The organism is Alteromonas sp. S005 (genome assembly GCF_036864475.1).
Lineage (GTDB): Bacteria > Pseudomonadota > Gammaproteobacteria > Enterobacterales > Alteromonadaceae > Alteromonas.
Genome location: NZ_JAZETN010000016.1, coordinates 48730 through 63070 on the forward strand (window position 1 = coordinate 48730; position 14341 = coordinate 63070).

Genomic DNA, 14341 nt, shown 5'->3' on the forward strand with positions numbered 1-14341 from the left:
GCTAACTTAATAATGTACTCTGACCCTGATATTTATACCAATACTTGGTTGATGGTTTGTTTAACTGCTTGATAGCGGGCGGGGAGTGCGCTGTGGGGTGTTTGAACACTGTATAAGGGCTCGGTTACCTCGTTTTTGGCTTTGTAAACAGTAAGTTTGTCGGCGAACGATACAAAGTCTAGCGTGCTGGTGGGCAGCACGGTATAACCTAACCCTTCGCTTACCGGCAATAGAATTTGCGAAAGTTGGTTAATGTAGCCGGCATGGGGCAGCTTATTTGGATTAATCTTGGCTACTTCAGGTTCTCCGCAATCGTTAAAGTAGCGCTGTAAGTAGTGCATGGCGTCAGGGTGATTAATAAGCCCTAAGTGGTTGATGATGTCTTTTAATGTAGCAGCATCAACTGTATCAGGCAGACTACGCGGTAGAATAAGCCCCAACGCTTCCTCGCCTAAGTACTCGCTGTGTATATCTTCACTCTCTGGCTGATTAGTTACAATACCAAGCTCAAGCGTATTGTTCGCTATGCCTGATAAAATAGTGCGTCGAGGCGCTACTTCAACATGAATATTTAGCGCGCTATGCTGCGTTTGCAGTGCCAACAGGGCAGGGTAAATACGTTGAGCGATAGCACCTGAACAGGCCACTATACACCTCCCTTCATATGGAGCGTCAAACTTTAAGCTGGCAATAAAATCTTGCTCTTTAGCCTGCTGATTTTTAGCGTAGTGGTACACTCGCTGACCCTGCTCCGTAAGTTGAATACCTTTGCCTAAACGAATCACCAAATCGCACTGACACACTTCTTCTAGCTTTTTAAGGTGCTGGCTTACTCCTGGCTGCGTCATAAAACGTTGCTCAGCGGTGCGAGTGAAGTTGCCTGTTTCTACTAAAGTAATAAAGGTGTCTAGCCAAATAGGGTTAATCATCTTTCTATAAAATAAATTTATGAAATTGAAAAGATATCATAATTTCATGTTTTCCCATTGTCTAGCTACTATGTATCCATATTCACTTAAGCGCTATTTTCGATTAGCTGAATTATTGAGGTCTTGGGTAGGTGTTACAAACAACGTTATCTAACCTAACAATGAAATAGGCAATGTATTAGACGCTTAAACCATTTTGATAACTTGCACTACATAGGAGTAAGTGATGACTGAAGCAGTAAAAACACCGTATCCGCGTACGTTTTCTCATATTGGAATTTCAGTACCCGATTTAGAAGCCGCCGTGAAGTTTTACACTGAAGTACTTGGTTGGTATCTCATCATGAAGCCAACGGAAATTGTTGAAGACGATTCGGCCATTGGCGAAATGTGTACCGATGTATTTGGTCCCGGCTGGGGCAAATTCCGCATTGCACACCTTTCAACAGGTGATCGTGTTGGCGTTGAAATCTTTGAGTTTAGCAACCAAGAGAACCCTGAGAACAACTTCGAGTACTGGAAAACCGGTATCTTCCACTTCTGTGTTCAAGACCCAGACGTAGAAGGCTTGGCTGAGAAAATTGTTGCCGCAGGCGGGAAAAAACGTATGAAGGCGCCACGTTACTACTATCCGGGTGAAAAGCCATACCGCATGATTTATATGGAAGACCCGTTTGGTAACATTCTTGAAATTTATAGCCACAGCTATGAGTTGCACTATGCAAGCGGCGCTTACGAGTAAGCGTTAGTTAATAACGCTTTTTAGGCATTGCGCTAAGTAAATACATAGCAAGCTTTAAATAAGCGAAAGGCGAGAGCGAAACAAGCAAAAGCTTGTTCAACGCACCTCGCCTTTTGTTCTTTAACCGCAGATGAAACGTTAGACCTTATCCAAACTGACCCGAAACATAAGGGTTAGTCGCCTTTTCTGTGGCTACCGTTGTAGTGGGGCCATGCCCAGGATAAATTGTCATATCATCGGGTAGCACCATAATTTTTTGCTTAATAGAGTCGATAAGCTGCTGATGATTGCCCTGCGGAAAGTTAGTTCTGCCAATTGAGCCTGCGAAAATTACATCCCCTACAATAACCCGATTACTTGAACGCTCTACCAACACTACATGTCCAGGCGTATGACCGGGGCAATGCAATACTTCTAGCGTTAAATTGCCCACTGAAATGGTGTCGTTGTCATCTAACCACTCATCAGGAGTAAAAGGCTGCGCGGGTGGAAAGCCAAACATCTGGCTTTGCTGCATAAGAGCGTCTAACCAGAATTTATCACCTATATGAGGCCCAATAATAGGCACGCCATAATGTTCTGCGATAGCGACGGTGCCGCCCACATGATCTAAGTGCCCATGAGTGAGTATAACTTTTTCTATACTCACACCCTTACTTGACGCTGCATCAATAAGCTGTTCAATATCACCGCCAGGGTCAACGAATGCGCCTTTATTAGTGGATGGATCCCAAATTAACGAGCAGTTTTGGGCAAAGGGCGTAACGGGTATAACTTGAATTTCCACTGTTTAACCTTTTGATTTTGTGTTGCTTGGAGAAAAAATTGCAAAATAGAGCAGCGCGCCAACAGCTAATTCACCTAATAAAAATAGCCATGCGTTCGTTGAAGATTGTGCAATAGACCATGCACAAACCGCTAATGCAGCAAAGGGTATCAATCGTTTTAACGGGGTTATAGCGTTAGTGGGCGCGGCTGATGTAAGGTCAGAGTTTCGGCCATGCTCATTAGATAGCGATGAGCTTTGCGAAGATTCCCCTTGTGAAGAGCCCCTTCGTAAAAAAGTTCTCTGCGCTTTTATTAACACGACAACACACATTGCATATACCACTAGCCGTGCCAGCACGCTTGAAATCGCCAGCCATACAAAACTTCCGGAAAGTGCCATGGTACCAGCAAAAATCCCCAATATCGTTATGGAAACGGCTGGGGTGGCAAAGGTTGAATGAATTTCACCTAGCTTGTGACCTAATCTACCGGGAATAAGAGACTGCTGCGCCATAGAGAACGTAAGCCGAGAGGTAGATATCATGTTCGCCAATAAGTTACCGGCAACCGACACCACGGCGGTAAGGGTCATTATAAGCGCCCCAGTTTCTCCAAATATCACATTAGCAAGGGCAATAAGTGGTGCGCTATCCGGCTTAGCAGGCCCTACAGTGTGCCAATAAAGCCACTGCACGAAAAAGTAGAAAATGGCAATGCCTGAAACAGTAAGCATCAAGGCACGAGGTATGGTCTTTTTAGGTGAATCAGTTTCGCCGCTCGTTACCACAACCGTCTCAAAGCCAATAAAGGCGTAAAGCGTAAGTAAAGCACCCGCTGATATAGTGTCGAATGCAGGGACAACGGTAGCCGAAGAGCTTGTCAGCGCAGTAGAGAAGTCGAGCTGCCAATAACCCACAACAATAAGCGCTACAAAAGGCACGAGTTTTAGCACTGATATAGTATCTAGCGAACGCATCGCGGCCTTAAGACCAACAATATTTACGACGATTAATGCTGTTGTCAGCCCTAAGATTGCAAATGACTTGCCTGCGCCTGTATTAAGCTCGGGCCACACATAGCCAGCGTAAAGTAACAGAACGTGCATATTAGCGGCAATTGCCGTAGCTCTAGCCAAGTAATACACAAACCCCGTCTGAAACGCGGCTGCATTACCAAAGCCTTTTTGGGCATAAATGACTGGCCCGCCAGTCTCTTGATAGCGCACAGCTAACTGCCCAAAACACCACACAATGGCCAGCATAAGGGCGCCAAAGATCAAAAAGATGTAGGGGCTGAAAGCGCCAAGTTCCGCGGCCATTTTAGCGGGCAGTGCAAAAATGCCTGCCCCAATGAGCCCATTTAACACCAAAAGGGCAGCGCCAATGCCGCCAATCCCTTTGGTTAAAAGGCTTTTGTTTTCGCTACTCATTTAGAGAATACTTCTTCTCCAGCCACATAGGTGGCGTGTACTTCGGTTTTCCAAATGTCTTTGGCGTCTATGCTGAAAATATCTTGGTCTACCAAAATGAAATCAGCCCATTTCCCTGGGGTTAATGTACCTAAAGTATCTTCCATATGCCCTGCATAGGCAGCATCTAGCGTAAAGCCTTTGAAGGCTTGTTCAATGGTTAGTGCCTCGTGAGCATACCAGCCTTTTACTGGTTGATTATTTCTGTCTTGACGCGTTACCGCAGCGTGAAGACCGTAAAACGGGTTAGCAAGCTCTACAGGAAAGTCGGAGCCCAAGGGCAGAGCTATGCCTGAATCAAGTAGCGTTTTCCATGCATAAGCGCCTTTCATACGGTCTTTACCAAGGCGGTCTTCCGCCATGTTCTTATCGCTGGTGGCATGCGTTGGCTGCATGGAAGGAAGAACTTTTAGCGACGCAAAACGTGCTAGGTCGTCAGGAGCAATAACTTGCGCGTGCTCTATGCGGTTGCGCAACTCGCTGCCGCCAATATTTTTAAACGTAGTTTCAAACTCGTTTAGCGCGACATGATTCGCTTTATCGCCGATAGCGTGATAGTTAAGCTGGAAGCCCGCACCAATAACCGTGGTAAAAAGCTGTGTCATATCTTCCGGTTGAGTTAACAGCAACCCATGTTGATGGGGCGCATCTGAATACGGTTCGAGTAGTGCTGCCCCGCGACTGCCTAGTGCACCATCACCATAGGCTTTTACTGAACGAATATACAAAAAGTCGTCTTCATCACGAATTGCACCGTTACTCAACATGGTTGAAAGCTCCGGGTCAGTCGCGCTCACCATTGCATAAATACGTACAGGCAGGTCACCCTCTACCGCTTCTTTTAGATAGAAATCGTAAACGTCTCTGCCTACGCCAGCATCGTGCATTGACGTAACGCCGTTTGCTAGTAAGTGCTCACCTGCTGCATGTAATTGTTGCTCGTAAACTGCGTTACTGGCTTTCGGTAAGTGTTCTTCAATTAACAGTGATGCGTTATCAATAAATACGCCGGTGGGGTTGCCGTCGGCGTCTTTAATGATTTCGCCCCCTGCAGGCGATGGGGTGTCTTTAGTTATACCCGCAATTTCCATCGCTTTACTGTTTACCCAGGTAGCGTGGCTGTCTACACGAGCCAGTGCCACAGGTCGGTCAGAAATTACTTTATCTAGATCAGTCGCTGTTGGAAACGCTCTGTCAGACCACAATTCCTGGTTCCAACCGCGCCCGGTAATCCAAGCTTGTTCTCCGTTTGCAAATGCGTATTCGGCAACTGTCTTGGCCGCGTCTTGTGCACTGCTACTTTCTCGCAAATCGACTTCTAGTAAGTTTGCTCCTAAGCCGAGAAGGTGACCATGAGCGTCGATAAGACCAGGCAGCATGACTTTACCATTGCCGTCTATGGTGTCATCAACAGAGGTTTTACCTTTATCTACGTCTAGTGCAACGACCTTACCTTCGTCCAAAAGAAGATTTTTAAAAGTTGTGAGTTCACCCTTTTCATTTAAGGTGTAGCCTTTTACGTTCTCGACAAGTGTCGCTGCATCTACTGTAAACGTGGCGGTCATAGCGCCTAACGTTGCCGCTGTTGCAAACGTTGAGGTTAGTAATTTTGAAAGCGAGCGCTTTTTTAATGTCTGTTTGAGCAATGTAGAGTTCATAGTGAGTTTCTGCCTTTTTTCTTTGTTTTTTAGTCTTTTATACCAAGTTGCCCTTGCAGCCTAAACATCAATAGTTGCTCGAGCTTCAAAGGCTGCGCGCTAACACAACGCTATGCTTCAACACGCTCGGTAACTTCTAATTCGTCTTCGTTATCAAACTCGAGGATGGGAGGTTGCAACAAAAAGTCTCTCTCCCAAATCTTAGCCATACTCGTCTGGCTAATGTTGCCACCACTCAATATGACAAGGGCGGTTTGCCCGGGGGGAGTGTTGGCAGCCCAAGCCGCTACAGCAGCCATGGTCATCGCGCACGTAGGCTCAATATGAAGCTTTAGTAGATGATGCAACCACTGCGTCCAGTAAGCAATTTGAAGCTCGTCAACCTCATAAAAATCATCAAGCTCTTGCAGTATAGGCAAGGTGACATCGCCGACAGAGGGCGTGGCTGCGCCATCGGCTAGAGTATTAGGCGTATGTTGCAAAGAAACTATCTCGCCCGCTTGTAGCGACATGGAGGCGTCGTTTGCCTCGGCAGGCTCAGCGCCGATAACCAGAGCATCGGGCTGCAACTCGCGCGTAGCCAATAATGTACCGGATAACAGGCCGCCACCGCCACAAGGCGCAAAAACCGCATCCACATTACCTACTTCGTTTAATGCTTCTAATGCCACAGTACCTTGCCCAGCCACAATATCCTCATGATTGAACGGCGGTATCCAGACGGTGTCTGGTGCTTTTGAGGCTTGCTCGACAGCAGCGTCTGCTTCTGGACGGGTAGGAAATAGTTTTAATTCAGCACCATAGCTTTGCGTAGCAGCAGCTTTAATTGGCGAAATGGTCTCGCTCGCGAAAATAGTGGCCTTAATTCCAAAGTGAGACGCTGCATAGGCTACTGCCTGAGCATGATTTCCAGAACTATTGGCGACCACATACTTTGGTAAGCAACCTTCTTCTTTTAACCGTGCTAAAAAATTCATCGCACCGCGAATTTTGAATGCTCCAATGGTCTGTAAGCATTCTGCTTTAAACAAAATGCGGTTGCCCATCCATTCGTTTAACAGCGAAGATTCAACAATGGGCGTTTTTTTTACAACGCCTTTTATGCGCGCATAAGCGTTTTCTATATCGTCGAAACTGGGGGAAGTGCTCATTTAATACCGCTCTTTTAATTGTGTACTTTTAAAGATTTAAGGTTTATGTGCCTAACTAATAGCAAAAGTGAAAAACAATACAGTGCCAGATACTACTCGATTACGCTAGAGCCTAAACCATAAGGCGCACAAGACAATTCATATTTATTTCATAATTCTACTTTAGTCTACTCGCGCTTTTTTCCGGAGATAGGCATATGTTAAGCAAGCTCAATCATCGTATTTACGCCTTACCTACGGTTTTATTTCTGTTCCTGTCGCTATTATTTGTATCAGCAGGCGTTTTTATTCAAAACGACGAACGTACTGCTCGTATTTCCAAGGCTCAGTCGGTAGCCGAGCAGGCAAAAATAAGTCTAGAGGTTTTCTCTAGCGAACGCATTCAAGCCCTGCATAATCTTATGCAAAACTGGCCAACCTTTGAACCTAACCAAGTCGATTGGTTTAATGCGCAAGCTTTGTCGTTAATGGGCATGCAGAAGGGGTTTTCTTCATTAGTATTTATCGATGCTAACGGTGAGATAGCATGGGTAGCGACTCCCTCAACGGGTATTAAAACCCGCATAGACAATGGTCTGATTGGCAAGCCGATGGAAGCACTAGGCTTAAATATATCCAAGTTTTCAGAGGACTTAGAAAGTAGACTCTTGTATTCAAGCACCGCTGAGCACCACTTCATCGTCATGGGTAGGGCCATTAGTCCTCAAGAGCCTAAGCATGGTTTTTTGGTGGCCGGTTTCGATGTACAAACTATTTTAGGTGTGATGTTAGGCGAGTTAGTGGGGCCGCAGTTTAACTTTCAGCTTCAGGGTGACAACGAAATATTATTTCAAAGCGGTGAGTTACTTAACGATGGTTCCATAGTAATGCTTGAGCCATTCACGTTTTTAGAGCGAGAGTTCTATCTTACTATGCAGTCTCAACTTAGCCCCTATAATGCGGGTTTGTTGATAATCATAATTGGACTACTGATGTCGGCTTTGGTGAGCTATGTACTGCACAAGCAGCTTAAAGGTGCGGTTAATTTATCAGTAAGTCAACAGCGTTACCTCACGGCTAGCGAGGCATCTCTTGATGCTCTACTTATTTATCAACCTGCAGATGGTGACTTCTCGCTTGTGGAAGCAAACTCCTACAGCCGCTATTTATTCCGTGGTGCCTGTGACGCACTGCGAGCGATGAGTTTGGCAGAGCAAACCCGCTTTTTAGGTATGTACGACCAATTTGAAAACGCAAAGAACGTGGCCATAAATGGCGTACCTTATGAAGCGCATGTACAAGTGATTAGCGATAAAATTTGGCCAGAATGGATTAAGATACAAGTGGTTAAAGCCGGCGAAAATATCGCGATTACGGTAAGGGATATTACCGAGCGTTTTCGTGCTCAGCACGACCTTAAACGTAGTGAAGAAAAATATCGTCGATTAGTTGATGGCATGCACCGTCATTTTGTTTACACCAAAACTGTCGAGCATAACTTTGTATATGTGAGCGCAGGTATTAAAAAGATCTTGGGGTTTAGCGCAGAAGAGTTCTGTGCGAACGAGTCTAAATACGTTCGCCAAGTTCCCGACGAAACCTTTGATATACGCCAAACTATTGCCCGCGGAGAAAAGCCCGAACCCTACGTTATGCGTTATCAGGGGAAATCTGGTGAGTTGTTAGCCATTGAATTTTCTGACACACCCATAGTCGATGATCAAGGCTTGTTGGTTGCCGTCGAAGGTATAGCTAGAGATGTAACTAAAGAAATAGCGTTACAGGAAGAAGTATACTTCCAAGCAAATCACGACCAATTAACCGGGTTATTTAATCGTTACGCGTTTGATGAAAAATTAAGAGAGATACTTGAAGATATCCAAAACCTGAACGAGCCAAAAGGCGACGAAAAATATTCAACCCCTGCCGGCTTTGAAAAAGTGGCAAGTATAGAAATGCCTCGTGCTTACTGCAAACAAAGCGTGATGTGTTTTATCGATATGGATCGATTTAAACTGGTAAACGACAGCTGTGGTCATCCGGCTGGCGATAAGCTGCTAAAAGAAATTTCTACTATTTTTAGACAGTATGTAAACGGTCAAGATTTACTTGCTCGCATAGGTGGCGATGAGTTTTGCATTATATTTCGCAATCAGAGCCTAGACGAAGTGACAAAGCGTTTAGATAAACTCCTGTTGGCTATTTCAAACTACCGCTTTGTTTATGACGACAAGTTGTTCTTTGTAGGCGCAAGCATTGGGGTAATAGAAATTAACGAAACCACGCAAAGTGCGGAAGCGCTTATCAAAGCTGCCGACAATGCGTGTTACAAAGCTAAGCACCTAGGTCGAAACCGTTACTTTGTGTTTCATGATAATGACTCACAAATGGCTATTGATGATAGTGAAAACCAAGTATTGCATGCGTTACATCATGCATTGCAAAACGACGGCTTCGAATTGTACAGCCAAGCTATTATGCCGCTTAACGTGCCAAACCAAGATATGGCCAGCCACTTACAGCATTATGAGATTCTACTTAGGCTTAACGGGCGTGAGAGCGGACTTATTAGCCCCGGACTATTCATCCCACTAGCAGAACGCCATGGCTTAATGAATAAGGTGGACATGTGGGTGGTGGATAACACCCTCAAAACACTCGAAAGTAACCCTGCTCACATTGATAACGTAGGCAAAGTTGCAATTAATTTGTCGGGTATTACTTTGGGTGATGAAATGGCGCTGCACAAGATTGCCAAGCGTATGCAAAGCACCACGGTACCTGCTGAGAAAATTTGTTTTGAGATTACAGAAACAACAGCGGTAACTAACTTAAGCGCTGCTAAACATTTCATTTCTACACTTCGCGATTTGGGGTGTAGCTTTGCCTTAGACGACTTTGGTGCTGGTATGTCCTCGTTCACCTACCTGAAAAACCTAGATGTTGATTACGTTAAGATCGACGGCTCCTTTGTGCGAAATATCGTTCACGACCCCATCGATCATGCTACAGTAACTGCGATAAATAATATTGCGCACAGCATGGGTAAACAGACTGTGGCCGAGTTTGTGGTCGATAACGCGACCGCCGAAGTTTTACGAGAGCTTAAAGTAGATTTCGGTCAAGGCTTTGCTTTAGATAAACCCAAGCCACTGGCGCATAGAGTTCAATGGCGAGTTAAACTTGCCTCTGCCTAAAAGGAAATGTCATGGGTTTATTTGATACCATCATGGGTAATGCGAGCGAGACTAGCGCTTCAGATGTTCAAGAAGAGCTTACGCCTATACTAGCTGCGAACGAGACTGTTACCTCAGCGTTTAAATTAGTTCGCGATTTAAGTGTATTCACGAACAAGCGCCTAATCCTTATTGATAAGCAAGGCCTTACCGGGCGTAAAGTGAACTATCACTCTATTCCTTACAAATCTATTACTCAGTTTATCGTTGAGACGGCAGGGCATTTTGATACTGACGCCGAGCTTAAAATTTGGCTGTCGGGCAAAGCCGATCCTATTGAGATTGAACTAAGTGCATCGTCTGCTCAGGCGGTACAGCAAAACCTAGCAACCCAGATGTTTAGCTAGTTTCTGTATTTGTAAAATTTGATTAATGTTTTGAACTAGCAAGTGAAGAAAGTCTAATCACCCTACAAGTGCAGCAAAGCACTACAACGCAACCATGTACAAAATAAGCGTTAATTAAACTGACGAAACAAAAAAGCGATGCCTTCATAAGCATCGCTTTTTGCTACTTTCTAGGACTTGTTGAGCTTAGATGTACAGTAGAGATCAACAGGCCCCAGGCTCTAAACGTATTAGTCTTTCAAGTTACGGTTAAAGAAGTTAGTAATAGTTTTGTATAAATGAATGCCCGTTTGCTTGCCACGGATGCTGTGCTTCTTGCCCGGGTAATCCATAGTTTCAAATGGAATTGCCAAGTCTTGAAGATGCTTGTATAGCATCGTTGAATGGGTAAACAACACGTTGTCATCTGCCATGCCGTGGTAAATCAAAAGGTCGCCCTTCAGGTCTTTTGCGTAAGGGAATACTGAAGACGCAGTGTATGCATCGTCATCCGTATTTGGGTTGCCCATGTAGCGTTCAGTGTAGTGGGTATCGTATAGGCGCCAGTCAGTTACCGGCGCACCTGACACACCCGCTGCAAAATAGTCGCCCGCTTTGAACATGGTCATTAGCGTCATGTAGCCGCCATAGCTGTGACCGTGGACACCAATACGCTCAGCATCAACGAAAGGAAGTGTGCGCAAGAACTCTACGCCAGCAACCTGGTCGTCCACTTCAATAAAGCCCATTTTTTTATAAATTGGATCTTCAAAGCCTTTACCGCGATAGTTAGAGCCTCGGTTATCTAGCGTAAATACCACATAGCCTTGATCAACCCAGTGTTGGAATAGCAAGCCACGGTTACCCGCCCAGCTGTTTGTTACCACTTGTGCGTGCGGGCCGCCGTAAAGGTAAACAATAACAGGGTGCTTCTGTTTAGGATTTTGCTTGGCACTGTCAGGCGTGTAAATTCGATACTTAAGGGTTGCGCCATCCTTTGTGGTGATGTCACCAAACTCAGGTGCCGTCCAGTTATCCATGTAAGCGTGTAGAGGGTGGCCTTCTTCGACTTTATTTTCTTCAAGCCAGGTAATTCGCTCGCCGGTGGCACTATTTAGGCTAACTTGTGCAGGCGAGTTAATGGTAGAGAAACGGTCGATAAAGATAGAGGCATCTTTGCTAAATGCCGCGCTGTGATACGCGCCTAGTTCAGTAATACGCGAAATCTCGCCGCCATCTAAAGGCACGCTATAAACATGGCTTTCTAATGGGGTGTCTTTGCGGCCAGAGAAGTACAAACGGTTGTTCGCTGTTTCAATAGCTTCAACACTGTCTACAACCCAGTCTCCTTTGGTTAACTGCTTAACCAGCTTGCCTTTATTGTTGAAAAGGTAAAGGTGTTTAAAACCGTCGCGCTCAGACGCCCAAATAAATTGGCCTTTGTCTTTTAGGAAGTAAAGGTCGTTGTGCAGGTTTACCCAGGTATCGCTTGTTTCTGTAAGCAGTACGTTTTCTTTTTCGCTGTTAAGGTCGAAGGCGCGTAACTCTAGTGTTTGCTGGTCACGTGTCTGCCACTGGTAGGTAAAGGTAGTGCTATTTGGCATCCACTTACCGCGGGCAAAATAAATGTCTTTATCTTTACCTAAATCAACCCAGGTGCGTTCGCCAGAGGTGATGTCTTGAATAGCAAGTTCAACCAATACGTTTGGCGTACCCGCTTTCGGGTATTTCTGTTCGATAAGCTTGATATCGTCAGCATAGATTTCAGAGCGCGTGATCACGTCTACCGGGCTTTCATCAACCTTGGTAAAAGCAATTTTAGTCTCATCTGGTGACCACCAGTATCCTGTCATGCGGCCCATTTCTTCTTGGGCTACAAACTCAGCCATACCAAATTTTATGTTGCCGCCGCCTTCTTTGGTAATTGCCGTTTCTTTACCTGACTCGATATGTTTTACATAAAGGTTCTGGTCGCGAATAAACGAAATGTAGTTACCTTTCGGCGATAATTTAATATCCGTCTCAAATGCTTCAGTATCAAGAAGCTGCTTTGCGCCTTTTTCACCTAGCTTATGATAGAAAACATCTCCGCCCAGTGGGAATAGCAAGGCTTTACCATCGTCTGACCATTGGTAGCTAACAATGCCGCTACCAGATAAGCGCATACGCTCACGTCGCGCTTTTTCTTCATCAGAGAGGACTTCTTCGCCGCTTTGAAGGTCGTTTGAGTCGAACAGCATGCGAGTTTGACCGCTTTCAATATGGTATTCCCATAAATCTAGGCGCTCGTAGTCAGTTTGCTTACCTTTTAAGAAGGTAACACGTTGGCCGTCTGGGGATACTTTCAATGAACGTGGTGCATTGCCATCAAGTGAAGGAGAAGAGAAAATGCGCTCAATAGTGAGCGTTTCAGCGTTTAAAGCAGTAGAGAGCATAGCGGCTCCAATTAAAAGGGCTTTTTTCATTTTTATCTGCATATTTGACTGTCGAAGGTTTGATTGTAGTTATATCAATTTATGATACAAGGTGCGACGTATGAAATCCGCAATGGTGCTAGGAGCGACAGGTTTAGTAGGACGAACGCTTGTAAATATGCTGTTACAGGACAGACGGTACAATGAAGTAACCTGCTTAGTCAGAAAACCGCTTTCTTCTAGCATGTTTAACGACCCACACAATAGGCTCAAGCCTGTGGTTATCGACTTTGACAACCTGCAAGACTACCAAGGTTACTTCAGCGTAAACCATGTTTATTGCTGCCTAGGGACCACGCTTAAAAAGGCGGGGTCTAAACAAGCCTTTCGCCGTGTGGATTTTGAGTATGTTCATGTTGCTGCACAGCTTACCCGTGCACAGCGCGCAGACAGCTTTGTATGGATATCTTCAGTAGGCGCTGATGCTAAAAGCAGTAACTTTTATTTGCGGGTGAAAGGAGAATTAGAGAACGCCATTATGCGCATGCCGCAATTACCCCATGCCTCGGCAGTTCGTCCTTCGTTGTTGTTAGGAGACAGAGGGGAATCACGAACTTTAGAAGATATTGCGCAGAAGACTGCGCCTATCTGGCAAAGCATAATGAACGGGCCGTTAAAGAAATATCGTCCCGTTCATGCCATTGATGTGGCTAGAAACATGATGTCGCTGCAGCGCTGGCAATAAGTATGTGCAATATTCGCTAACAGTATATGTCACCAGCTTAACGTGAAGCACAATCAAACTTGGTATAAACTGCGCGCTTTTTAACGTATCAGGTAAGTTGACTTCCTCATGTTCCGCTGTAAACAATTCACCGTAGCGCAAGATAAATGCGCCATGAAAGTGAACACCGACAGCCTAATTTTAGGAAGTTGGGCTATGCTTCGTGCAGACGTAAAACACGCACCGCGTATTTTAGATATTGGTACCGGCAGTGGTATTTTAGCCCTAATGATGGCGCAAAAAGCCGAAAGTCAGTTAGTCGACATTGAATTTCGAATTGATGCCATCGAAATTGATAAAGATGCGGCGGCGCAGGCAGTAGTTAACTTCAAAAAGTCAAAGTGGGCAGAGCAGTTGCATATTCACAGTTGCGATCTGGCTGATTTTAAGCCGGCTTATTTGTATGACACCATCATTTCTAATCCGCCTTATTTCGACACGCCAGCGAAGGTTTCTAATGCATACAATAAGCAAAGCCACAATCGTTCAGTAGCAAGGCAAACATCTACATTAAGCCCTGACGAGCTTTTTAACGCTAGCAGCGCATTATTGATAGAAAGTGGACAAATGTACTGCGTTTACCCCGCGTCGATGGAAGCTGACATTATCAAAACTGCAGCCGGTCATGGCTTATTGCTGGAAGCGATGCTTTATGTAAAGCATACATCGGATAAAGACCCGTACCTTTGTGCATTTCGCTTTAACAAAGAAATGAGGAATGCTAATGACGGACATGCAGATTGCACTGCATATGTAGACCGCCAGCATTTCACTGCAAAAGTTGCGAATGAAAATGCGCTGATAATTAGAGATCGCGAGGGTAATTACACAAATGAATACAAAGCCCTTTGTCAGCCTTTTTATCTTAAATTTTAACGAGCTTATA

At 45.0% G+C, this 14341-nt stretch carries 11 protein-coding genes; 5 read left to right on the forward strand and 6 right to left on the reverse strand.

Features of this window, described 5'->3' with window-relative positions:
- Window positions 1-32 precede the first annotated feature (32 nt).
- Entirely contained in the window at window positions 33-929 is an 897-nt protein-coding gene (locus V7R55_RS16160) for a LysR family transcriptional regulator (protein ID WP_334060304.1), read from the reverse strand.
- Window positions 930-1155: 226 nt separating this feature from the next.
- Between V7R55_RS16160 and V7R55_RS16165 the strand changes: the two genes are divergently transcribed.
- Entirely contained in the window at window positions 1156-1671 is a 516-nt protein-coding gene (locus V7R55_RS16165; protein WP_014950763.1) for a lactoylglutathione lyase family protein, read from the forward strand.
- 145 nt (window positions 1672-1816) lie between these two features.
- Here the strand turns inward: V7R55_RS16165 and V7R55_RS16170 are convergent, their stop codons facing one another.
- From V7R55_RS16170 to V7R55_RS16185, 4 genes are all read right to left on the reverse strand, one after another.
- Complete coding sequence (locus V7R55_RS16170; protein ID WP_334060305.1) at window positions 1817-2458, reverse strand: MBL fold metallo-hydrolase; 642 nt, start codon at window positions 2456-2458, stop codon at window positions 1817-1819.
- A gap of 3 nt (window positions 2459-2461) precedes the next feature.
- Window positions 2462-3868: an APC family permease gene (locus V7R55_RS16175; protein WP_334060306.1), complete on the reverse strand. Its 1407-nt coding sequence runs from the start codon at window positions 3866-3868 to the stop codon at window positions 2462-2464.
- Window positions 3865-5565: an amidohydrolase gene (locus V7R55_RS16180; RefSeq protein WP_334060307.1), complete on the reverse strand. Its 1701-nt coding sequence runs from the start codon at window positions 5563-5565 to the stop codon at window positions 3865-3867. Before V7R55_RS16180 ends, V7R55_RS16175 begins: the two co-directional genes overlap by 4 nt.
- A 110-nt stretch (window positions 5566-5675) precedes the next feature.
- Window positions 5676-6716 carry a serine/threonine dehydratase gene (locus V7R55_RS16185; protein WP_334060308.1) on the reverse strand — a complete coding sequence of 347 codons (1041 nt, stop codon included), beginning with the start codon at window positions 6714-6716 and terminating at the stop codon, window positions 5676-5678.
- A gap of 197 nt (window positions 6717-6913) precedes the next feature.
- Here V7R55_RS16185 and V7R55_RS16190 point away from each other — a divergent pair, with 197 nt between their 5' ends.
- Together V7R55_RS16190 and V7R55_RS16195 are read left to right on the forward strand one after the other, a co-directional pair.
- The gene (locus tag V7R55_RS16190) at window positions 6914-9892 is read left to right on the forward strand and encodes a putative bifunctional diguanylate cyclase/phosphodiesterase (protein WP_334060309.1); all 2979 of its coding nucleotides are present in this window, start codon (window positions 6914-6916) and stop codon (window positions 9890-9892) included.
- 11 nt (window positions 9893-9903) lie between these two features.
- Window positions 9904-10278, forward strand: coding sequence for a PH domain-containing protein (locus tag V7R55_RS16195; protein ID WP_014950757.1), 375 nt, complete (start codon window positions 9904-9906; stop codon window positions 10276-10278).
- Between the two features lie 230 nt (window positions 10279-10508).
- Here V7R55_RS16195 and V7R55_RS16200 read toward each other — a convergent pair whose 3' ends face one another.
- Window positions 10509-12722, reverse strand: a complete 2214-nt coding sequence (locus V7R55_RS16200) for a S9 family peptidase (protein WP_334060310.1) — start codon at window positions 12720-12722, stop codon at window positions 10509-10511.
- 70 nt (window positions 12723-12792) lie between these two features.
- Between V7R55_RS16200 and V7R55_RS16205 the strand changes: the two genes are divergently transcribed.
- Both V7R55_RS16205 and V7R55_RS16210 read left to right on the forward strand, forming a co-directional pair.
- Complete coding sequence (locus V7R55_RS16205) at window positions 12793-13416, forward strand: NAD(P)H-binding protein (protein WP_334060311.1); 624 nt, start codon at window positions 12793-12795, stop codon at window positions 13414-13416.
- Between the two features lie 153 nt (window positions 13417-13569).
- A complete protein-coding gene (locus tag V7R55_RS16210; RefSeq protein ID WP_334060312.1) occupies window positions 13570-14331 on the forward strand; it encodes a tRNA1(Val) (adenine(37)-N6)-methyltransferase in 762 nt (253 codons plus the stop codon).
- The last annotated feature ends 10 nt before the right edge of the window (window positions 14332-14341 follow it).